At 42.7% G+C, this 21,173-nt stretch carries 22 protein-coding genes; 11 read left to right on the top strand and 11 right to left on the bottom strand.

Features of this window, described 5'->3' with window-relative positions; translation table 11 throughout:
- Positions 1–66: 66 nt before the first annotated feature.
- The 6 genes from ACOOE0_RS03450 (at position 67) to ACOOE0_RS03425 (ending at position 6,837) form a co-directional block, all read left to right on the top strand.
- Positions 67–747 (top strand): TetR/AcrR family transcriptional regulator, encoded by a 681-nt coding sequence (locus ACOOE0_RS03450; protein WP_420401079.1) that lies wholly within the window; start codon positions 67–69, stop codon positions 745–747.
- Positions 744–2,411 carry a peptidase domain-containing ABC transporter gene (locus ACOOE0_RS03445; RefSeq protein WP_420401078.1) on the top strand — a complete coding sequence of 556 codons (1,668 nt, stop codon included), beginning with the start codon at positions 744–746 and terminating at the stop codon, positions 2,409–2,411. Before ACOOE0_RS03450 ends, ACOOE0_RS03445 begins: the two co-directional genes overlap by 4 nt.
- A 4-nt stretch (positions 2,412–2,415) precedes the next feature.
- Positions 2,416–3,768, top strand: a complete 1,353-nt coding sequence (locus tag ACOOE0_RS03440) for an HlyD family secretion protein (protein WP_420401077.1) — start codon at positions 2,416–2,418, stop codon at positions 3,766–3,768.
- Positions 3,752–5,164, top strand: a complete 1,413-nt coding sequence (locus ACOOE0_RS03435; RefSeq protein ID WP_420401076.1) for a TolC family protein — start codon at positions 3,752–3,754, stop codon at positions 5,162–5,164. Before ACOOE0_RS03440 ends, ACOOE0_RS03435 begins: the two co-directional genes overlap by 17 nt.
- A gap of 9 nt (positions 5,165–5,173) precedes the next feature.
- A complete protein-coding gene (locus ACOOE0_RS03430; protein ID WP_420401075.1) occupies positions 5,174–6,073 on the top strand; it encodes a YitT family protein in 900 nt (299 codons plus the stop codon).
- Positions 6,074–6,204: 131 nt separating this feature from the next.
- A complete protein-coding gene (locus ACOOE0_RS03425) occupies positions 6,205–6,837 on the top strand; it encodes a thioredoxin family protein (protein WP_420401074.1) in 633 nt (210 codons plus the stop codon).
- On the opposite strand, the gene ACOOE0_RS03420 is transcribed toward ACOOE0_RS03425, so the two are convergent.
- From ACOOE0_RS03420 to ACOOE0_RS03400, 5 genes are all read right to left on the bottom strand, one after another.
- On the bottom strand, positions 6,820–7,539 hold the full coding sequence (locus ACOOE0_RS03420) for a hypothetical protein (protein WP_420401073.1): 720 nt from the start codon (positions 7,537–7,539) through the stop codon (positions 6,820–6,822). The two genes, ACOOE0_RS03425 and ACOOE0_RS03420, sit on opposite strands and share 18 nt — an antisense overlap.
- 77 nt (positions 7,540–7,616) lie before the next feature.
- Positions 7,617–8,315, bottom strand: a complete 699-nt coding sequence (gene truB, locus ACOOE0_RS03415; protein WP_420401072.1) for a tRNA pseudouridine(55) synthase TruB — start codon at positions 8,313–8,315, stop codon at positions 7,617–7,619.
- A 47-nt stretch (positions 8,316–8,362) separates the two neighbouring features.
- Entirely contained in the window at positions 8,363–9,157 is a 795-nt protein-coding gene (locus ACOOE0_RS03410) for an undecaprenyl-diphosphate phosphatase (protein WP_420401071.1), read from the bottom strand.
- A gap of 1 nt (position 9,158) precedes the next feature.
- Positions 9,159–9,422, bottom strand: coding sequence for a DUF3098 domain-containing protein (locus ACOOE0_RS03405; RefSeq protein ID WP_420401070.1), 264 nt, complete (start codon positions 9,420–9,422; stop codon positions 9,159–9,161).
- A 9-nt stretch (positions 9,423–9,431) separates the two neighbouring features.
- Entirely contained in the window at positions 9,432–10,310 is an 879-nt protein-coding gene (locus ACOOE0_RS03400; protein ID WP_420401069.1) for a cell division protein FtsX, read from the bottom strand.
- A gap of 88 nt (positions 10,311–10,398) precedes the next feature.
- Between ACOOE0_RS03400 and leuS the strand changes: the two genes are divergently transcribed.
- The 3 genes from leuS to ACOOE0_RS03385 all read left to right on the top strand — a co-directional run bounded on the left by leuS (position 10,399) and on the right by ACOOE0_RS03385 (position 14,300).
- A complete protein-coding gene (gene leuS / locus ACOOE0_RS03395) occupies positions 10,399–13,200 on the top strand; it encodes a leucine--tRNA ligase (protein ID WP_420401068.1) in 2,802 nt (933 codons plus the stop codon).
- A 37-nt stretch (positions 13,201–13,237) separates the two neighbouring features.
- Positions 13,238–13,492, top strand: a complete 255-nt coding sequence (locus tag ACOOE0_RS03390; protein ID WP_420401067.1) for a SemiSWEET family sugar transporter — start codon at positions 13,238–13,240, stop codon at positions 13,490–13,492.
- 106 nt (positions 13,493–13,598) lie between these two features.
- Positions 13,599–14,300 carry a zinc metallopeptidase gene (locus tag ACOOE0_RS03385; protein WP_420401066.1) on the top strand — a complete coding sequence of 234 codons (702 nt, stop codon included), beginning with the start codon at positions 13,599–13,601 and terminating at the stop codon, positions 14,298–14,300.
- A gap of 69 nt (positions 14,301–14,369) precedes the next feature.
- On the opposite strand, the gene ACOOE0_RS03380 is transcribed toward ACOOE0_RS03385, so the two are convergent.
- From ACOOE0_RS03380 to ACOOE0_RS03360, 5 genes are all read right to left on the bottom strand, one after another.
- A complete protein-coding gene (locus tag ACOOE0_RS03380) occupies positions 14,370–14,888 on the bottom strand; it encodes a ferritin (RefSeq protein WP_138837569.1) in 519 nt (172 codons plus the stop codon).
- A gap of 124 nt (positions 14,889–15,012) precedes the next feature.
- Positions 15,013–15,333, bottom strand: coding sequence for a hypothetical protein (locus ACOOE0_RS03375; protein ID WP_420401065.1), 321 nt, complete (start codon positions 15,331–15,333; stop codon positions 15,013–15,015).
- A gap of 66 nt (positions 15,334–15,399) precedes the next feature.
- Positions 15,400–16,320 (bottom strand): lipid A-modifier LpxR family protein, encoded by a 921-nt coding sequence (locus ACOOE0_RS03370; RefSeq protein WP_420401064.1) that lies wholly within the window; start codon positions 16,318–16,320, stop codon positions 15,400–15,402.
- Between the two features lie 7 nt (positions 16,321–16,327).
- Positions 16,328–16,798, bottom strand: a complete 471-nt coding sequence (locus ACOOE0_RS03365) for an Lrp/AsnC ligand binding domain-containing protein (protein ID WP_420401063.1) — start codon at positions 16,796–16,798, stop codon at positions 16,328–16,330.
- A 47-nt stretch (positions 16,799–16,845) separates the two neighbouring features.
- Positions 16,846–18,219 carry a saccharopine dehydrogenase family protein gene (locus ACOOE0_RS03360; RefSeq protein WP_420401062.1) on the bottom strand — a complete coding sequence of 458 codons (1,374 nt, stop codon included), beginning with the start codon at positions 18,217–18,219 and terminating at the stop codon, positions 16,846–16,848.
- 79 nt (positions 18,220–18,298) lie between these two features.
- Between ACOOE0_RS03360 and ACOOE0_RS03355 the strand changes: the two genes are divergently transcribed.
- Entirely contained in the window at positions 18,299–18,682 is a 384-nt protein-coding gene (locus ACOOE0_RS03355; RefSeq protein WP_420401061.1) for a DUF423 domain-containing protein, read from the top strand.
- 72 nt (positions 18,683–18,754) lie between these two features.
- Positions 18,755–20,371 (top strand): phosphoenolpyruvate carboxykinase (ATP), encoded by a 1,617-nt coding sequence (gene pckA, locus ACOOE0_RS03350; protein ID WP_420401060.1) that lies wholly within the window; start codon positions 18,755–18,757, stop codon positions 20,369–20,371.
- 56 nt (positions 20,372–20,427) lie between these two features.
- Here pckA and ACOOE0_RS03345 read toward each other — a convergent pair whose 3' ends face one another.
- A complete protein-coding gene (locus ACOOE0_RS03345; RefSeq protein ID WP_420401059.1) occupies positions 20,428–21,171 on the bottom strand; it encodes a uroporphyrinogen-III synthase in 744 nt (247 codons plus the stop codon).
- Between the last annotated feature and the right edge of the window lie 2 nt (positions 21,172–21,173).

Below are 21,173 nucleotides of genomic sequence, written 5' to 3'. Positions count from 1 at the left end.
TTAAACTATTATAATTTAATAGTATTACTTTTATTTTTGAAATCAATATCAAATAATGCAAAGCTTATGGAGCGGTTAATGCAATCAATCAAAATTGGAATAAATGAGAAAATCTATCTAAAAGACCCTGAATCTTCAGATTTGGGAAAAAGAATCGTGGAGCAGAGTATTTTAATGATTCATGAAATGGGATTTGAAAGTTTCACCTTTCGAAAACTTGGGGAGCAAATTCAATCCAATGAAAGCTCGGTATATCGGTATTTTGAGAACAAACACAAATTACTGCTCTATTTGGCTTCTTGGTATTGGGGTTGGTTGGAATATAAAATGGTCTTTGCCACCAATGGCATTCCAAATCCTACAGAGAAATTAAGAAGGGCTATTGAAATCCTTACCCAAACCGTAAAAGAGGACGTCACCTTTTCACATGTCAATGAGGTACTGCTCAATAAGATTGTTATCAATGAGTACTCCAAATCCTATTTGACCAAGGAGGTGGACCAGGAAAACAAGGAGGGCTACTTTGTTATTTATAAAAGATTGGTGCAACGTTTACATGAAATGATTAGCACAGTGGACAAGGATTATCCCTACCCTTCAAGTTTGGCCAGTACCATTTTAGAAGGGTCATTGCACCAGTATTTCTTAAAGGAGCATTTTCCCAATCTTACAGATTGTGATGACAATGTTACCCCTACCCAATATTTTACCGATCTAGTTTTTCGCACTTTAACGCCTAAAGCATGACAGAAAAAGTTCTAACGGCTTGGCAACGCCTAATGGGGTTGCTGGCATTGGATAAAAAGGACATACTCCAAGTTTTTTATTACGCCATTTTTGCCGGGGTGGTCAACCTATCACTTCCGTTGGGGATTCAGGCCATAATCAATTTGATCCAGGGAGCTCAGGTGAGCACCTCGTGGATTGTCCTGGTGATCTTGGTTACCTTGGGAGTGGCCTTTGCAGGTACTTTACAGCTAATGCAGATGCGCATCATAGAGAACGTACAACAAAAGATTTTTACCCGTTCCTCTTTTGAATTTGCCTACAGATTCCCCAAAATTAAAATGAACGAACTCAGGAATTACTATCCGCCGGAGTTGGCCAACCGTTTTTTTGACACTCTAACCGTTCAAAAGGGATTGTCCAAAATACTTATTGATTTTCCAGCGGCCTTACTGCAGATTGTATTTGGTTTGTTGCTGCTTTCGTTCTACCACCCTTTTTTCATTCTCTATGGTCTGCTTTTGGTATTGCTGATCTATGTGGTCTTCAAATTTACGGCACAACGGGGCTTGGATACCAGTTTGGACGAATCAAAAAACAAGTACAAAGTAGCCCACTGGATTCAGGAAATTGCGCGATCCTTGGTCAGTTTTAAACTTTCAGGGAAAACCAGCCATGCCGTTGACAAGAACGACACTTTGGTGGCTGATTACTTGGATGCCAGGGAAGGACATTTTAGAGTATTGGTCCTACAGTTTATCCAAATGATAGGATTTAAGGTGCTGGTAACCGCAGGATTACTGTTGATAGGAGGATTACTGGTACTGAACCAAGAAATGAATATAGGTCAATTTGTTGCCGCGGAGATCATCATCATTTTGGTGATCAGTTCTGTGGAAAAAATGATCTTGGGTCTTGAGACCTTTTACGATTTACTGACCTCCTTGGAAAAATTGGGGCAAGTTGTGGACAAAGAACTTGAGCCACAAACCGGGGAGAAACCTTTTGGCGAAGATGAGGGCTTTGTTTTGGAATTGGATGAAGTGTCCTATAATGTTCCAGAAAGGGACAAAAAAATTGTGGACAATGTTTCCATGACCATAACCCCGTCCTGCACCATTTTACTTCAGGGATCCAGTGGGTCTGGAAAGTCAACATTGCTCCGCCTGATTGCCGGTATTTTGGAACCTGATGAGGGAAAGGTTTTTGTGAACAATGTGGCCTTGCAGGGAATGAACCTCAATTACTATCGATCAAATTTGGGGCAATCCCTCAGTGAAGAGAGCCCATTTGAGGGCACTTTATTGAACAACATCACTTTTGGGAATTCATCCATCAGTAGGGATGATGTGTATTGGGCCCTTGAAAATACAGGTTTGACCGAGTTTGTCAAGGAACAGCCCCAAGGATTGAATACCATCATTTACCCGGAAGGGCGACAGATTCCCTATGCCGTTTCCAAAAAGATAGTCTTGGCCCGAAGCATAGTTAGAAAACCAAAATTATTGGTTCTCAAAGACCCTCTGGACCAATTTGGGGAAGCGGAGGCAGAAAAAATCATGGATTTCTTAACGGATCCAGCCAATGGATGGGCCTTGGTCATCGTAAGTGAAAATCCAAAATGGACACAGCGATGTGGCAGAATCATCACCATGGAAAAAGGAAAATTGATCAACGAAAGATAGAAGCATGCTAAATATATCACCCAACAAGTTGAACGAAAAGGTAGATTTGAGTGGTTACAAGGCTGCCCAAAAAGTCTTTGGAAGAAAGCACAACAAGCATTTCAACCGCTTGCTCGCCGTATTCTCCATTATAACCTTGATCGTAATGTTCCTGCCCTGGACACAGACCATATCAGGGAAGGGGTATTTGACTACTTTAAAGCCAGATCAACGTCCCCAAACCATTCAATCGCCCATACCAGGTCGTATTGAGAAGTGGTATGTACAGGAAGGGGACTTTGTGAAAAAGGGAGACACAATTCTTCATATTTCCGAAGTCAAGAGCGAGTATTTTGATCCCAATTTGGTCGCCAGAACAGGTAAGCAGATCAAGGCAAAATCCATGGCCGTGACTTCCTATCAGGAAAAAGTAAAGGCCCTTAACCAACAAATTGCTGCCCTAAGCACGGAGCGTCAACTAAAATTGAAACAGGCTCAAAATAAATTGGTGCAATCCCGACTAAAGGTTCAGAGCGATAGCATAGATCTTGAGGCGGCCAAAACCAATATTGCCATAGCCGAACGCCAGTACAACCGAATAGCCGAGCTGGAAAAGGAGGGCCTAAAAGCCCTGACCGATGTGGAGGAAAAAAGATTGAAGTTACAGGAGACCCAGGCGAAGCTGATCTCTCAAGAAAACAAGCTTTTGACCAGTAAGAACGAGGTCATCAACACCCAAGTTGAAATCAACAGGGTGCAAGCGGAATACACGGATAAAATCTCCAAGGCAAGAAGCGATATGCTCACAGCCCAATCCAATCAGTTTGATTCCGAAGCGCAGGTGACCAAGCTCGAGAACCAGTATACCAATTATGAAATCCGTAATAGCATGATGTATATCAGGGCGCCGCAAAGCGGATTCATCAATAAGGCTTTGCAATCAGGAATTGGAGAGACCTTTAAGGAAGGGGACCGACTGGTGGGCATTATGCCCGCACAATATGACATGGCCGTGGAGACCTTTGTGGAACCCATAGATCTTCCTTTGATCCATATTGGGGAAAAGGTAAGAATACAGTTCGATGGCTGGCCTGCCATTGTGTTCAACGGTTGGCCCAATGTTTCTTTCGGGACCTTTGGAGGTAAGGTGGTGGCCATTGAAACTTTTATCAGTGACAATGGCAAATACAGGGTACTTCTGGCACCGGACAATGAGGACGGGGAATGGCCAGAGGCTTTACGCGTAGGCTCTGGGGCCAACACCATTGCCCTTTTGAACGATGTGCCCATCTGGTTCGAATTGTGGAGGCAGCTCAACGGATTCCCACCCAATTATTATCAACCGCAAAACAAAGTGGCCGATGCTGGTAAAAAATAGTCCTAAATTTTATTTGTGGATGTGCCTGTTTTTCACTCTTGGGGTCCAAGCCCAAGATTATAATCCCGTGCTCGATTTTGGGGAGTATCTGGGGTATGTGAAAAAGTACCATCCCATAGCCAAGCAGGCGCAGTTGAATATTGCCATAGGTGAGGCCAATTTAATGCGTGCAAGAGGTGGTTTTGATCCTAAAATTGAAGTGGATTACGATAAAAAGGAATTCAAGGGCACGGAATATTGGGATCGTTTAAATACCACCTTCAAGATTCCAACCTGGTTTGGAATTGAGCTTAAAGGAAATTTCGAGCAAAACGAAGGTATCTTTATAAATCGCGATGAAAGCGTTCCCATGGACGGACTGTACAGTGCTGGGGTATCCATGTCTTTGGGTCAGGGATTTTGGATCAATGATCGTATGGCCACCCTACGCAAGGCCAAGTTCTTCAGGGAGCAATCCAAGGCTGACCAAGATCTTCAGGTGAATGGGATTTTATACAAGGCTTCCTTGGCATATTTCGATTGGTTAAGGGCTTATTTGGACTATAATGTCTATGATGATTTTGTAAGAAATGCCGATGTGAGGTTAGATGGTATTAAACGTCGGGCTATGGCCGGAGATATGGCCATAATTGACACCGTTGAAGCCAAAATTGGGCTTCAAAATCGGGTTTTGGGTCGGGAGCAGGCCAAGGTGAAGCTGATGAAAGCTTCCCTGGCATTATCCAATTTTCTGTGGATCAATGATGTTCCTGTTGAACTGCAACCCGAAGTTATTCCTGACGTTCAGGTAGCCTCAAAAATTGATGCCACTTTACAAATTGCCGGTCAGGGATTGGATAGTTTGATCTTGGAAAACCATCCCAAGCTACGTTCACTTGAATTCAAGATTGATGGAATGGAAGTGGATAAGCGTTTGAAGGCTAACAAATTGTTGCCTAAATTGGATGTGGAATACAATTTTTTGACCGAATCACCGGAACAGATCAATTCGTTTATCACGGATGATTTTAAAGGAGGTGTAACCTTTAGATTCCCACTCTTTCTAAGAAAGGAAAGAGGAGAATTGAAGCTTGCAAAATTCAAGCTGAGGGACGTACAATTTGAGCGGGACAATGCCCAAGTGGAGCTATTGAACAAGATTACCGCATTATATCAGGAGTTGGACTCTTACGTTTTGCAGAATCAACTTATAGTGGACATAGTTACCAACTATGTGAGTCTGCTGAATGCCGAGGAAAGAAAGTTCTCGGTTGGGGAAAGTTCCGTATTCTTGATCAATTCAAGGGAAAGCAAACTGATTGACGCACAACTAAAGCAAAATGAACTACAGAATAAGTTCTTTTATGTTAAAGCAAAGCTCTTTAAAAGTTTGGCTATCAACCCCATTGAATTATAAATTTTAGTCATGGCACCTAAAAAAAGCATATTGGCCGCACAGGGAGGCAAAGGAGACTCCAAAAGACTATTGAAGGATGCATTTTTCATTTTGATAGGGATTTTTGCCGCAGCTTTTGGCTTGGAAAGTTTCCTTTTGCCCAATGTTTTTATAGATGGGGGAGTAACAGGGATTTCTCTATTGGTTTCTGAAGTGACGGCTGCACCCTTGTGGATACTGATTGTCCTTATTAACCTGCCTTTTATTTTTATGGGGTACAAGGTCATTGGCAAACAATTTGCCTTGAAGACGGCGGTGGCCATTTTGGGGTTGGCACTTACCTTGGTCTTAATCCAATTTCCAGAGGTTACACAGGATAAATTATTGGTGGCTGTTTTCGGTGGATTCTTCCTTGGGGCAGGAATTGGACTGTCTATCAGAGGGGGGAGTGTTTTGGATGGCACAGAGGTCCTGGCCATTTTTTTGAGTAGAAAATGGGGTGTCAAAATTGGGGATATCATCATTCTGGTCAACGTCATCATCTTTCTTGCTGCTGCGTATTTACTTTCCATTGAATCTGCACTTTATTCCATGCTCACCTACTTGGCTGCCTCCAAAACCTTGGATTTTGTAGTGGAAGGAATTGAAGAGTATACTGGGGTAACCATTATTTCAAAAAGAAGTGAGGAGATTCGTAAAATGATTGTGGAGAAAATGGGTCGTGGTCTTACCATTTATGAAGCTAAGGGTGGATATGGAAGCCAGGGCGAGCAGAATGAGTACAACGTAATTTATACAGTGATCACCCGTTTGGAGATTCGAAAATTACACAGCGAGATAGATAAAATTGACAATTCGGCCTTTGTGGTGATGAGTAGCATCAACGATACCCGTGGTGGTATGGTGAAAAAGAGATTCCTCGATTCTTAGTAACACCAAAATTGTTGCCTTTCTTTCGGATTGAAACAAGCTTGTAAGTTTTTGGTCCATTTTCCAACCAATGACAAATATCAGATTTTTAGTCTCTTATGGGGACTATTTTTGAAGTATAAAAAAAGAGAATGGAAGTAGCGGAAGCAAAAATACAGAGGAACCCGTGGGAACTTATCCAAGAAGGGATTTCAAAGGGCATGGAATATGGGGAGTACCGTAGTATGGTGGAGCAATTGGCCAAAAATGGACAGACCACAGGCCCGGAGCAGTTGGAATCCCTGATCAATTATACGGAACTCAACGACCGCCGAATGAAACGGTGGGACAAGACCATCAAAATATCAGAAGAAGCGCAGCAGCGGATTGCAAAAGTGAAGTCCAAACTTGTTTTTCTGGTTTTAAGTGAAAGCTGGTGTGGGGATGCCGCACCGAGTCTACCCGTAATGAACAAGATTACGGAGCTAAATCCGAATATCGAATTTAAAGTCGTGCTTCGGGATGAGAACCTGGATTTAATGAATCAATTCCTGACCAACGGCTCACAATCCATTCCAAAGCTTATTGTTTTGGATAAGGACGCAGATGCAATAGTTGGGGAATGGGGTCCTAGACCCAGCATTGCAACCCAAATGGTGGAAGACTTCAAAAAAGAACACGGAACATTAACGTCCGAGTTCAAGCAAGATCTTCAGGTTTGGTACAACAAGGACAAAGGGCAAAACACCTTAAGGGATTTGCTCGATTTACTTCCCTTGGAATAGATAAGTAATCGTTCCAATCTGTGAATTCTTGGAATCTGGGCTAAACCGCGCCTTTAGCGCATAGGTAATGGCATTTTCAATGAGGCAGTAGTTTGTAGTACCGGAACTGCTATCATTAAAATCAGCTTCGGTAACGTAGCCGTTACTATCCACTTTTATATTGATGACCACCTTTCCTCCTTCAATACAGGTGTAAATGGGGGGAGGTAGGGAATATGCATTTCTATCAACCAATGAAAATGAAATGGAAGTACGTCTATCCTTTAAGTAATTGGTGAATTCTTCCTTTTGAGCCTCTCTTTCTCCCAGCAGCTCCTTTTTTTCCTCCCGTTTTGCAGCCAATTCCTTCAACTGGTTGGCAAAATCGCTGTCCGCGTCCGAAAATTCGCCCTCCTCACTGTTCAAGGCACGCTCTTCCATGAGTTCTTCCAGGGTTTTTAGAGGCTCAGGATTGCCTATGGTGGGTTTGGCCGTTTCATTAAAGGCCATATGGCTTTTTATGGGTTCGTTGTTGGCCAATTCTTCCAAACGTTCCTCTTCTTCTTTCAACAACTCCTCGATATCTTCATCATCCAAACTCATTTCAATAACATATTCTTCCTCTTGCATCCCGCCCAAATGAATGTTGAAAAGCAACAAAACGATAATGGACATGGAGAAAAAAGTTATTAAAAATGATAACTGGTTTCTGTTCAGATTCATGGTCTTATTATAACCGCTTTTTTTCAAAATTATTTTACACCAAAGGTTGCCGAAACTACTGGAATCAGGAAAGAGAATTACCCTTCCATTCCAAGATTTGTCTTGAAAACCATTGGTGTGACGGAATTATCTACGTTAAAATCACCTATTTTGGTTCTTCTCAATGCAGAGAGATAGGCCCCAGAATGTACGGATTTACCATAATCATGGGCAATGGATCGGATATAGGTACCCTTGCTACAAACAATTCTGAAATCCACATGTGGCATGTCGATTTCGGTAATTTCGAAGGCGTGGATTTCAACTTTTCGGGATTTAATTTCCACTTCCTTTCCTTCCCGAGCAAATTCGTATAGCCGTTTCCCATCCTTTTTTAAGGCTGAGAATACAGGAGGTACTTGGTCAATTTCACCTAGAAAGCCAGTTGTTGCATCATAAAGTAGCTCATCCGTAATATGATCCATGGGAAAGGTTTGGTTTACTTCAGTTTCCATATCATAGGAAGGGGTGGTGGCACCCAAAGTAAAAGTCCCGGTATATTCTTTGATCTGTCCCTGGAGCTCAGGAATTTTTTTTGTGAACTTTCCAGTGCAGATAATCAATAGGCCTGTCGCCAAAGGATCCAAGGTGCCTGCGTGGCCAATCTTTATTTTTTTTAAATCGAATTTCTTCCGAATGGCCCACTTCAAGGCATTCACCGCTTGGAACGAACTCCATTCCAATGGCTTGTCAATGAGCAATATCTGCCCGTTTAAGAAATCTTCTTTGGTTTTCAATTCCCTATAATTTTTTGGGACTAAAGGTAAGAATCGTTATGGAAAGGCTATCCCCAAATGCTCCAAGCTATGGCAATAAGACCTATGATCAAGCAATAAATGGCAAAATAGGTAAGCTTACTTTGCCGAACCAATTTGATCATCCAGGTACAGGCAGCCAAACCAGCGATAAATGCGGCAATAAAACCTGCTCCCATGGCAACGGCTTGATCCCCAACAAAATCTATCTCACCACTTAAGATGTCTTTGGCCATTTTCCCCAAAATCAAGGGTACTACCATCAAGAAAGAAAATCGGGCTGACTTGGACTTATCCACGCCCAATAGAACGGCTGCGGAGATGGTGGCGCCACTTCTGGAAATACCTGGTAAAATGGCAACGGCCTGCGCCATGCCAATTACAAAAGCACTGCGGTAAGACACTCCCTTATCCGTGGTCTTGGCTAAATCGGCCAAATAGAGTAGGATGGCGGTAATCAGCAACATAATGCCCACAATGATGATGGCACCATCAAAAAAGACCTCTAGAAAATCCTCCAAGAAAAAGCCAACAAGCGCTGCAGGAATCATGGAAATGATGATTTTCAGGGAAAACTGGGTTTCTTCATTCCATTTGAACTGAAAAAGCCCCCGAATAATTTCCCATACATCTTTCCGAAAAACCACGATGGTGCTCAGTGCGGTGGCAAAATGAAGCACCACGGTAAACAACAAGCTCTCCTCTGGAAGAGATTCCGCGCCTAAAATGGCTTTGCCCAATTCTAAATGTCCACTTGAAGATACAGGTAAAAACTCGGTAAGTCCTTGAATAATACCAAGGATAATCGCATCGATTAACTCCAAACTATTTTTTGTTTTTGTTAGGGTTCAACAAAATGGCATAGACCTGTATTCCAAGACCTATGAGCACCAAAGTGGGTGCCAAGCGTATTCTTCTAAAGCTGTAGATATCGGGATTGAAAACATTGGGGTCGTCGCTGCCACCACCGCTCATCAAGATAAACCCAAGGGCAATAAAAGCCAGACCTATAAAGAGAAACACATAGTTTTTCTTTTGGAAGATAAAAGGTCTGTTTGCGTTTGTTGCTTTCTTACTTTTCTTACTCATATTGTAAAGTTAATAATAAAGATCGTCCGTTCTCAGATTTAAGAACCGTTGGGTGGCAATATGGGTGCTGCCCCAAGAAATGATGACCCCGAGACCGAAGACACCTCCAAATAAAAGAACCAGAACCAGTACGTCCTGGAAGATATTCAACTCTGGGAAATTTGTGTTCACATAATACAGGACCACTCCCAAGGCAATCAACGCCAAGGTGGCACCCAACATGCCCAGTCTAATGTTTTGCCAGATAAAGGGCTTTCTAATAAACTTTTTGGTAGCCCCAACCATTTGCATGGTTTTAATGATAAATCGTTTGGAGTAAATGGAAAGCCGGATGGAACTGTTGATCAATAAGACCGCAATAGCGGTAAAAACGGCACTGGCCACCAAAATCCAGATACTGATTTTACGCGCATTATCATTGAGCAATGAAATCAACGGTTTGTCATAGCTCACCTCTTCCACATACGTTTTGGTATTGATATCCGATGCAATTTCCTCTATCTGGTTGGGAGATACAAAATCTGCCTTAAGGTTGACGTCTATCGAATTTTTTAGCGGATTATAGCCCAAAAATTCCACAAAATTCTCCCCAATGTCCTCGCTATACTGTTCTGCGGCATCTTCTTTGGAAACATAATGAGCAGATTTTGTATAGTCTGCCAGGGCCAAGCTTTTTTGCAATTGCTCAATTTCCACAGCTTTGGCATTGTCCTTTAAGAATACGGAAATGGTGATCTGTTCCTTAAAATGATCCCCGAGTTTTTTGGTGTTCAAGACCAATAGTCCTAAAACCCCTACTAAAAATAGCACCAAGGCAATGCTTAAAACCACGGAAAAGTATGAGGAAATTAGCCTTCTGCGCTGATATCGTTCAATATATTGGCTCATATGGGAAAATCAGTATGTAAAAATAGAAAAGTAAATCGTAATTAGGGGATTAAAGCTATTTTTGCAATTCGAAAATGACGCGAAGACCATGGATTACAATTTCAGGGAGATAGAAGCCAAATGGCAAAAATACTGGGCCGAGAACCAAACGTTCAAAGCTTCCAACAATTCTGACAAGCCCAAATACTATGTTTTGGATATGTTTCCTTATCCATCCGGGGCCGGATTGCATGTTGGACACCCCCTGGGATATATTGCCAGTGATATCTATGCCCGCTACAAAAGGCACAATGGGTTTAATGTGCTGCATCCCATGGGCTATGATTCCTTTGGTCTTCCTGCGGAGCAATATGCCATACAAACAGGTCAGCATCCTGCCATTACCACGGAAGCCAACATCAAAAGGTATAGGGAGCAGTTGGACCAACTTGGGTTTTCGTTTGATTGGAGTCGGGAAGTGCGAACATCGGATCCTAAATATTACAAGTGGACCCAATGGGTTTTTATCCAGTTGTTTAATTCTTGGTACAACAAAACATCCGATAAGGCCGAAGATATTTCCACTTTGGTTTCCATTTTTGAGAAAGAAGGTAACACCAAAGTCCAGGCCGTTTGTGATGATGACGTACAAGAATTTGGATCTAAGGATTGGGCTGGATTTTCGGATAGGACCAAACAGGAAATACTTTTGCAGTATAGATTGACGTATCTGGCGGATACCGAGGTGAATTGGTGTCCCGCATTGGGTACGGTTTTGGCCAATGATGAAATTGTGAATGGGGTTTCGGAACGGGGAGGACACCCTGTGATCCGTAAAAAAATGACCCAGTGGAGCATGCGGATTACCGCTTATGCCCAACGTTTGCTGGATGGATTGGACAGCATTGATTGGCCCCAACCGCTAAAAGATTCGCAAACCAACTGGATCGGTCGCTCTGAGGGCGCACATGTCGAATTCAACGTACAAAACGAGGATTACAAAATTGCGGTATTCACCACACGCCCGGACACCATATTTGGAACCAGTTTTATGACCCTGGCCCCAGAGCATGAACTGGTAGCTAAGATTACCACAGCAGAACAAAAAGCAGAAGTGGAGGCCTATGTGGAAGCCACGGCAAAACGTTCTGAAAGAGATCGGATGGCCGATGTAAAGTCCATTTCGGGGGTATTTACCGGGGCTTATGCAGAGCATCCGTTTACCAAAGAGCCGATTCCTATCTGGATTGGGGATTATGTGTTGGCCAGCTATGGTACGGGAGCCGTTATGGCCGTTCCTTGCGGAGATCAACGGGATTACGATTTTGCCAAACATTTTGATATTCCCATTCCCAATATTTTTGAAGGAGTGGATATTTCCGAAGAGGCTTTTGCCGATAAGGCCAATACCATTATTGGCAACTCTGACTTTTTGAACGGACTGAATTTTAAGGAAGCCACAAGAAAGGTCATTGACGAATTGGAAAAAATTGGACAGGGAGAGGGAAAAATAAACTATCGACTTCGGGATGCTGTTTTTAGCAGACAACGCTATTGGGGAGAACCTTTTCCGGTCTACTATGTGGATGGAATGCCCCAGATGATTGCTGATGAGCACCTGCCCTTGGAACTTCCAGAAGTGGAAAAGTACCTGCCCACAGAAACAGGGGAACCACCTTTGGGCAATGCTACGCATTGGGCATGGAATACCGAATCCAATACTGTGGTGGCCAACGAATTGATTGATGACAAAACGGTTTTCCCATTGGAATTGAACACCATGCCTGGTTGGGCAGGGAGTTCCCAGTATTTTAACCGCTACATGGATTCACAGAATGATGAGGCTATTTACTCAAATGAGGCTATTGCATATTGGCAGGATGTGGATCTGTATATAGGAGGAAGTGAGCATGCTACGGGACACCTTTTGTATTCCCGTTTTTGGCAGAAGTTCCTGTTTGATAAAGGGATTGCTCCCAAAAAGGAATATGCCAAAAAGCTGATCAACCAAGGGATGATTACAGGAACCAGTGCCTTTGTTTACAAGGATATGAACTCCAATGCACTTTATTCCAAAGGATTGACCAATGGGAAAAATGTGATTCCAATCCATGCTGATGTTTCGTTGGTGAATGCTTCGGATGAATTGGATATTGAAGCTTTCAAAAAATGGCAACCCGATTATCAGGAAGCGGAATTTATCTTGGAGGATGGGAAGTATATCGTAGGTAGGGAGATCGAAAAAATGTCCAAATCCAAATACAATGTGGTCAACCCAGATAATATCTGTGAAGAATATGGAGCAGATTCGCTGCGGCTGTATGAAATGTTCTTAGGGCCTTTGGAGCAATCCAAACCCTGGAATACCGCTGGAATAACTGGAGTGCATTCGTTCCTAAAAAAACTCTGGAAGTTGTACACAACTATGGAGGAAGCTGTGCAACCCACAGCTGACAACTTAAAAACCCTGCACAAGACCATTAAAAAGGTAGAAGAAGATATAGAGAACTTCTCTTTCAACACTTCGGTGTCTACTTTTATGATCTGTGTGAATGAGTTGACTGCACAAAAGTGTAAAAGCAAAGCCATATTGGAGCCTTTGGCAGTTTTGGTATCACCTTATGCCCCGCACATTGCAGAGGAGCTTTGGGAAAAATTGGGACACCAAGAATCCATTTCAACAGCTGCATTCCCCAAATTTGATGAAAAGCATTTGGTGGAAAACAGCAAGGAGTATCCCATTTCCTTTAATGGCAAGATGAGATTTAAGCTGGAGTTGCCATTGGACATGGGAAAGGATGAAATAGAGGCGGTGGTGATGGCTCATGAAAAAACCCAGGCCCAATTGAATGGACGTGAGCCCAAGAAGGTGATTGTTGTGCCGGGCAAGATTGTAAATATTGTGGGTTAAACATAGTTCTGGATAGCCCATATCCTAATAACCAATAATGGATACCATTGAAATCATTGGGTTGGTCGCCGCCAGCCTGACCACCAGTGCCTTTGTACCGCAGGTGTACAAAACTTGGAAGACCAGATCTACCAGGGACATCTCATTTACCATGTATAGTGCGTTCCTTATTGGAACCATACTTTGGTTGTATTATGGGATTTACCATAGCAGTTTGGCCATTATTTTAGCCAATGCCGTTACCGGTATTTTGGTGGTGTGCATGCTGGTTCTCAAACTACGGCACAAATAATTTCCTTTTAAGCCTACGTACATTTTGTCAGTAAATTGACAGCTTTTTGGATTGGCTGGATTTTTGCTTTAGAGTTGATATCTTTATAAGACTAAAACAGGAAACTATGATGACATACTATATATTAATCGGTGGAATAGCTTTGATCAGTTGGATTGTAAGCAGCCGATTAAAAAGCAAGTTTAAGCAGTACTCCAAGGTGCATCTTCGAAATGGAATGAGCGGAGCGGAGATAGCACAAAAGATGTTGGATGATCACGGCATCCGAGATGTGAAGGTTATTTCCACGGCAGGAATGTTGACGGATCACTATAATCCCAAAAACAAGACTGTAAACCTAAGTGAGGGGGTGTATAGCCAAAGAAACGCTGCCGCTGCGGCTGTAGCAGCCCATGAAGTAGGCCATGCGGTGCAGCATGCACAAGCTTACGAATGGTTGACCATGCGCTCCAAATTGGTTCCCGTGGTGAGTGTTACCTCAGGGATGTCCACATGGATTGTGTTTGGAGGTATAGCCCTTATGGCAGCTACTGGTGCAGCTGGTGGAATAGGATTTTATATTGCGGTTGCGGGCTTGGTAATGATGGGAATGGCCACCATTTTCAGTTTTATCACCCTTCCAGTGGAATATGATGCCAGCAACAGGGCTTTGGCCTGGTTGAAACAAAAAAACATGGTGAGCCAACAGGAATATGCTGGGGCTGAGGACGCCTTGAAATGGGCGGCAAGAACCTATTTGGTAGCAGCTTTGGGAGCCTTGGCTTCCTTGGTGTACTGGGCTTTCCAAGTGTTTGGCGGAAGGGACTAACCTTTTATATAAGCATAAAATAAAAAACGGAGCCATTTGGCTCCGTTTCCTTTTTGGTAGATTATTTAGTTAATTGATCCAATTCCCCACATGATCATCAATGACTTGTAATCCTACACCTTCGGTGCCGGTCACTGCAATCATATCAAGAATATCACGGATCGTGTTTTCTTCTTCTACCTGTTCCATAACGAACCAGTCCAAAAATCTTTCGGTAGTGAGGTCACCTAGTTCTCTGGCTTTCATCACAATATTGTGAATGGATTTGGTCACAGCTATTTCATGATCCAATGTGTGCTCAAAAACATCCACAATGGAGGAGTAGTCGTGATTGATATTGGTCACCTCAGGAGAGTAAGGGCTACCACCTGCATCAATCAAAAAATTGAATATTTTCATCATATGCTCGCGTTCTTCCTCGGCCTGTTTGAAAAAGAACTTGGCGCTGGTAAAAAAACCATTTTGTTCGCACCATGAAGCCATGGCCAAATAGGTGGCCGAGGCATGTGCTTCCATCTTGATTTGGCTGTTGAGCAAATCCATGGATTCTACCTTTATGCTCATTGCTTGTCTAGCTATATCTTTCATCTAAATAGATTTATCGTCAATAATTCATTATCCAACTATAAAAGTATGGAAATTAACCTAGCTAATGGGCCAAGTACTTTATTTATAAGGAGTTTTAGATTGAATAAAAATAAGCAGCACTAATCTACATGGAGAGCGCTTCCGAATTGGCGGATACCCCAAGCAAAACAAATCCCTGGTCAACAAGTGATTTTAAATCCAACACCTCCAAGGTATTGAGAATAAAGAGGTGTTCTTTGTTGCAGAGTTGCAAAAGTTCAAAGCCGTGTTTGTTCAGGTCACTGTCAAAGTGGTCTTCAATGGGGATGGATAATACTTTATGTCGAAGAGCCAATAGTTGACAAAAGGACATCTTTACAGTCTTTTGCACAAAATCAACATAAAAGCAGCGCTCGCTTTCAGATTGGTACAATGTATAATATGTGGATTGGTACACTACCCTCATGGAAGAGCAAAAATAATCTTTATTTAGATTGAATACAAATACCTTTGGTAAAAGTATGGTTTCTTGTTACCAGCTACGGCTATAGGCAAGCACAATATAGGCATGGGATTTGGAACTGGGGGTTTCCGCCGTATTATATCGAATCCCAACGCGGTAATCATGAACATCAAAGCGATGGTTGAAATCAAACCCGATACGGAAGAGGCTGTTTTTTGGAATGCCCAATACAGGCGAGTTGTCACCAAACAAATTACCTTCTATCAGACCATTGTAAAATACCTGCCTGTACATGAACCTAAGGGCAAAGTAGATTTCCCTGGCATTACTGCCCAAGCGGTTGAATGCAATGCTCTTGCTTATCGGATTACGTCTGCCAAAATGAAAAATGGCCTCACTACTGGCATAAATATCCCTAGATCCAACTGCCAATTGTGGCTGTGCGGCCAACCTGATGCCAAAAGGGTTGGGAGCAAGTTCCCATTCCTTGGTATAGGTCACATATAGATTGGTGTGAAAACTATTATGTAGTTCCTCCACCCAAATGGGCGAATCCGAAATGGCAATGGCCCTGTGGTACCAGCGTTGCAATCCTCCCGCTCCAGAATCAGGCCCCACAAAACCTAAAAGGGACTCCACCTCAAACAGCTGATTTTGCTTGCTTAGCGACCAGTTGGTCCAAATTCCCGTAAATCCTGCATAAGGCCTATCGAATACGTTTGTATTGGTGCTTTGGGTTTGCGACGGCGTATAGACCTCTTGTCCAAGTTTGAAACCAAGTTGTTCATTCTCGCCAAAAATCCCTTTTGATAACAACTTTCGATACGAGATAAACAGCCCGGAAGAGTAGTAGCGGTCTGTCAATGCCAGGAAGTCATTATCATGCTGCACCTGTATTTGGCGCGAATAAATCATGGGATCATAGCTACGCTGGGCATATGAACAGAACATGGAGAGTCCCAATAAAAAAGCAAACAAAAATTGTTTCATGAATGACCTAAATGGAAATCTGTCTGTCGATTTGCTGGTGGAGTGAAATAAAAGTTTCTGTTCGGGACACTCCTTCAATTTGTTGGATTTTTTTATTGAGTACAGTCATCAAATGCTCATTATCCTTACACAAAACTTTAATGAGGATGGACCAATTTCCAGTTGTGTAGTGGCATTCCAGTACTTCAGGGATTTTTTCAAGCTCTTTTACAGCTTGCGGATTGGACATGGCTTTATCCAGGAAAATTCCGATGTAGGCCATGGTAGTGTACCCCAATACCTTTGGATTGATAATGAATTTGGAACCAGACAAAAGTCCCGAACTTTCCAGTTTGCGAAGACGCTGGTGAATTGCTGCCCCGGAAATGCCAATACTTCTTGCAATTTCCAAAATAGGCTTGCGCGCATCCTCCATCAAAAACCTTAGGATTTTTTTATCTATACCGTCAATCTTAAAGGATTTGTTTGTGTTTCTCATCAAAAGCTTCTTATTCGAAACTAAAGATACCTAAAAACAACAAAAACCTAATTTCCTATGGAATCTGGATTATATCCTAAATAGGGCACTTGGTATTCGTTAAAATGAATGCCATAGGACTTGAGTTCTTCAAGTATGGGACCATATACTTCCTTGGCAATAGGAATTTGAACCCCGGGAGTGACAATTTTTTTGTTTAGTATTTGCAGTGCGGCCATGGCAACGGGCAAACCCACCGTCTTGGCCATAGCGGTGAAGGTCTGATTCTCGCCAAGCACTACCATATTGGCATCCAGTTGCTTCTTTTTGCCGTCCAACTCGTATCCAAATTTGTGATACATCACGATCATGTCCTTTTCGTCTGGATTTAAGGTCCAGCTATCTTCCAAAATGTACTGCAGCATTTGGGCCGGAGTGGCATTTTTCAACGGGATTTTCTTGGAATCGTCAAACAGATTGAGTTCAAGTAATTTTCCCCATCGGATGTCATCTTGATCTATTTTGAGATAATGACGCAACTTCAGTTCCACCGAATCTGTGGGCGAATAAGGAAGGAACAGGTTCACAAATTCGCGGTAGGACATCCCTTCGGAATTTTCTACCACGTACGTATCGTCCGTCATGCCCAGCATTACAAAGATGTGCCATGCCTTGGAGAAACCAACGCGCCGCATGGTACCTCTAAAAAGAGTCAAGGCATCCTCTAAACCATAGGCCTCCCGATATTTGAGGGAATCCCTATTAGGGTATACCTCAAAATCGCCATAACCCTCAATTTCAACCAACTCTGTTCTTCTAAAAATTTTCTGATAGGGGATGTATTTATAGGATCCCTCTTGGATAAATTTAGCAGCACCACCTTGGGCCGCCACCACCACATTACGCGGGTTCCAGGTGAACTTGTAGCTCCAAAGGTTGGAGTCGTTTTCCGGAGCGACCAGACCTCCGGTAAAAGATTCGAACAACAACATTTTTCCGCCCTTGTCCCTAATACGGTCTATCACCTCCATGGCACTCATATGATCAATGCCGGGATCTAAGCCTATTTCGTTCATGAAGACCAGCCCATTTTTCTTGGCTTCGGCATCCAGGGCCTCAATTTCCTTGCTGACATAAGACGCAGTGACTAAATGTTTTTTGTAAAGGATACAATCCTGGGCAATTTTGATATGCATACGGGGAGGAAGCATGGAAATCACCAAAGAAGAGACTTCTATGGCTTTTTTTCTGGCATCATCATTAAGGATATCCAGTTGGATAACATCGCAATTGGGATGGGATGCAATCTCAGCTGGGATATTTTCTGGACGTAGATCACCTATAATCAACCTAAGTTGCTCCTCTGTTGATTTTTTAAGCAGATAATCCAGCAAATACGACGTAGACTTGCCGGCTCCAACGACCAAAATAGTTCGGACCATGTGATTTGGTTACTTTTGATTAAAACGGCTACTAAGGTATCAAATTGTTATATTTCTAAAAAAACATAGTTATAAAGTTATGAACAGAACAATATTGTTGAGTGGAATTGTAATGGGTTTATTGGCCATAGTATTGGGTGCTTTTGGCGCCCACGGCCTAGAAAAATTGGTGCCAGCGGATGCGGTGGATAGTTTTGAAACCGGGGTACGCTATCAAATGTACCATGCCCTTTTGCTTCTTTTCTTAGGGATATGGAACGCACTGGATCTTAAAAAGCAAAAAACGGTTTTCAGGCTGGTGTTGATAGGGGTCATCCTGTTTTCTGGTTCCATCTATTTATTGTCCATTAATAGTTTGGTGGCTTTTGACTTCAAAACCATCGCGTTATTGACTCCTCTAGGGGGCACTGTTCTCATTTTTGCATGGGGCATTTTGGCTTACTTCGTTTTGGCTAAAAAATAAGGGAATTAATCACAAAATTGGTTTGGTAGCAGTTAGATTTTTCTAGCTTTGTACCAATTTTAAAACATCAAAATGGATACCTATACACCAGTTACGAAATCGATTTCGTTAAAGCAGTATGGAATAGCGCACAACAATGTGCATTATCAGTTGTCTCCCAAGGAGTTACACGGGCTGACGATAGAAAAGAAAATGGGAAAGGAAGCTTCTTCAGGAGCCTTGGCGGTCAATACGGGAGAGTTTACCGGTAGGTCACCTATGGACCGATTTATCGTTAAGGACAACATCACCGAGGAAAAAATCTGGTGGGGAAACATCAACATCCCATTTGAACCGGAGAAATTTGACAAATTGTATGACAAGGTCATTAATTATCTGAACGAAAAGGAGCTTTTTGTTCGGGATTGTTATGCCTGCGCGGAAGATGATTACAAGCTCAACATACGGGTAATAAACGAGTATCCTTGGTCCAACATGTTTGCGTACAACATGTTTATAAGACCAACTGCGGAGGAATTGGAATCCTTTGATCCCGAATGGACCGTGGTAAACGCGCCGGGATTTATGGCTGATGCCGAGATTGATGGAACAAGACAACACAATTTTGCGATTCTCAACTTCTCAAGAAAAATTGCCCTTATTGGCGGAACTGGATACACCGGAGAGATCAAAAAGGGGATTTTTTCCGCGTTGAACTTCATTCTGCCGGTCTTTAAAAATACCTTACCCATGCATTGCTCTGCCAATGTTGGGGAAGATGGGGATACCGCTTTATTTTTTGGCTTGTCTGGGACAGGCAAGACTACACTTTCCACGGATCCCAACCGTAAACTGATCGGAGATGACGAGCATGGGTGGACGGCCCGGAATTCCGTATTTAATTTTGAAGGCGGATGTTATGCCAAGGTCATTGATCTTTCTGCGGAAAAGGAACCTGAAATCTATGGTGCCATTAAGCAAGGTGCCATTTTGGAAAATGTGATTTTGGATGACCAAGGAGTTGTTGATTTTACCGACACTTCCATCACACAGAATACCAGGGTTAGCTATCCTATTTATCATATTGAGAATATCCAGCAACCTTCCATCGGAAAGAATGTTAAGAACATTTTCTTTTTAACGGCCGATGCTTTTGGGGTTTTGCCTCCCATTTCAAAACTGACTCCCGCCCAGGCGGCATACCACTTTATTTCCGGATATACGGCAAAAGTAGCTGGAACAGAAGCTGGGGTGGTTGAACCACAACCTTCATTCTCCGCCTGTTTTGGGGCTCCTTTTATGCCTTTACACCCTGCGGTTTATGCGGAAATGTTGAGCAAGAAAATGCAGGAATCTGGAGTAGACGTTTGGCTTATCAATACTGGATGGACCGGAGGTCCTTACGGGGTGGGCAAACGAATGGAGCTGAAATATACCCGAGCCATGATCAGTGCAGCTCTAAGTGGGGAGTTGGGTCTTTATAGCTATGATAAATACCACATTCATTCTGTTTTTGGTGTTGCACAACCCAGGGAATGCCCTGGCGTGCCTACCAGCGTACTAAGTCCGCGGGCAACCTGGAACGATGATGAGGCTTACTATAAAACAGCATTCAAGCTGACCAATGCTTTTCGGGAAAACTTTAAGAAGTTTGAGGCCTATGCCAGCGAAGAGATAAGACGAGGAGGGCCGCAGCGATATGCCTTCTAAAAGAAAAAGCCCCGATTTATCGGGGCTTTTTTTTATGCTAAGAATGTAGTATTCTTTTATTTGTTCACACTGGTGATATACTTCTGAAGAGCCATGGTCATGGATGGCGTTTCAGGAGTAGGTGCCTGAATGTCTATTCGAAGACCAGCGTCAGTAGCTGCCTTTACTGTGCTATTTCCAAATACAGCAATGCGTGTATCGTTCTGTTCGAAATCCGGGAAGTTTTTCAATAGGGATTCAATACCCGATGGGCTAAAGAATACCAAAACATCATAATAAACATCCCTAAGATCGGAAAGGTCGCTGATAACCGTTTTGTAGAAAATTCCTCTTTTCCAATCCACTCCCAATTCATCAAGGGCTTGTGGAACAATCGCTTTTAAGGTGTCCGATGAAGGTAAAAGGAACTTTTCGTCCTTGTATTTTTTGATAAGTGGAACCAATTCAGGAAAGGTTCGCTTACCAACATAAATTTTCCGCTTGCGATAGACCACATACTTTTGAAGGTAGTAGGCCACAGCTTCGGACTGACAAAAATATTTCATGGTATCCGGCACCTTGAATCGCATTTCCTCAGCTATTCTAAAGAAATGGTCCACAGAATTTCTGCTGGTCAAGATGATGGCGGTAAAATTGTTGAGATCAATTTTCTGCTGCCTCACGGTCTTTGCCTGAACTCCCTCAACATGAATAAAAGGTCTGAAATCTACCTTTACTTTTTCTTTTTCGATGAGTCGTGAATAGGGGGAATTTTCTATTTTGGGTTCTGGTTGGGAAACCAAAATTGTCTTTACTTTCATAA

The organism is Flagellimonas sp., assembly GCF_965215805.1.
Lineage (GTDB): Bacteria > Bacteroidota > Bacteroidia > Flavobacteriales > Flavobacteriaceae > Flagellimonas.
Note: the sequence above shows the minus strand (reverse complement) of the source record. Positions and strands in the feature narration are given on the sequence as shown.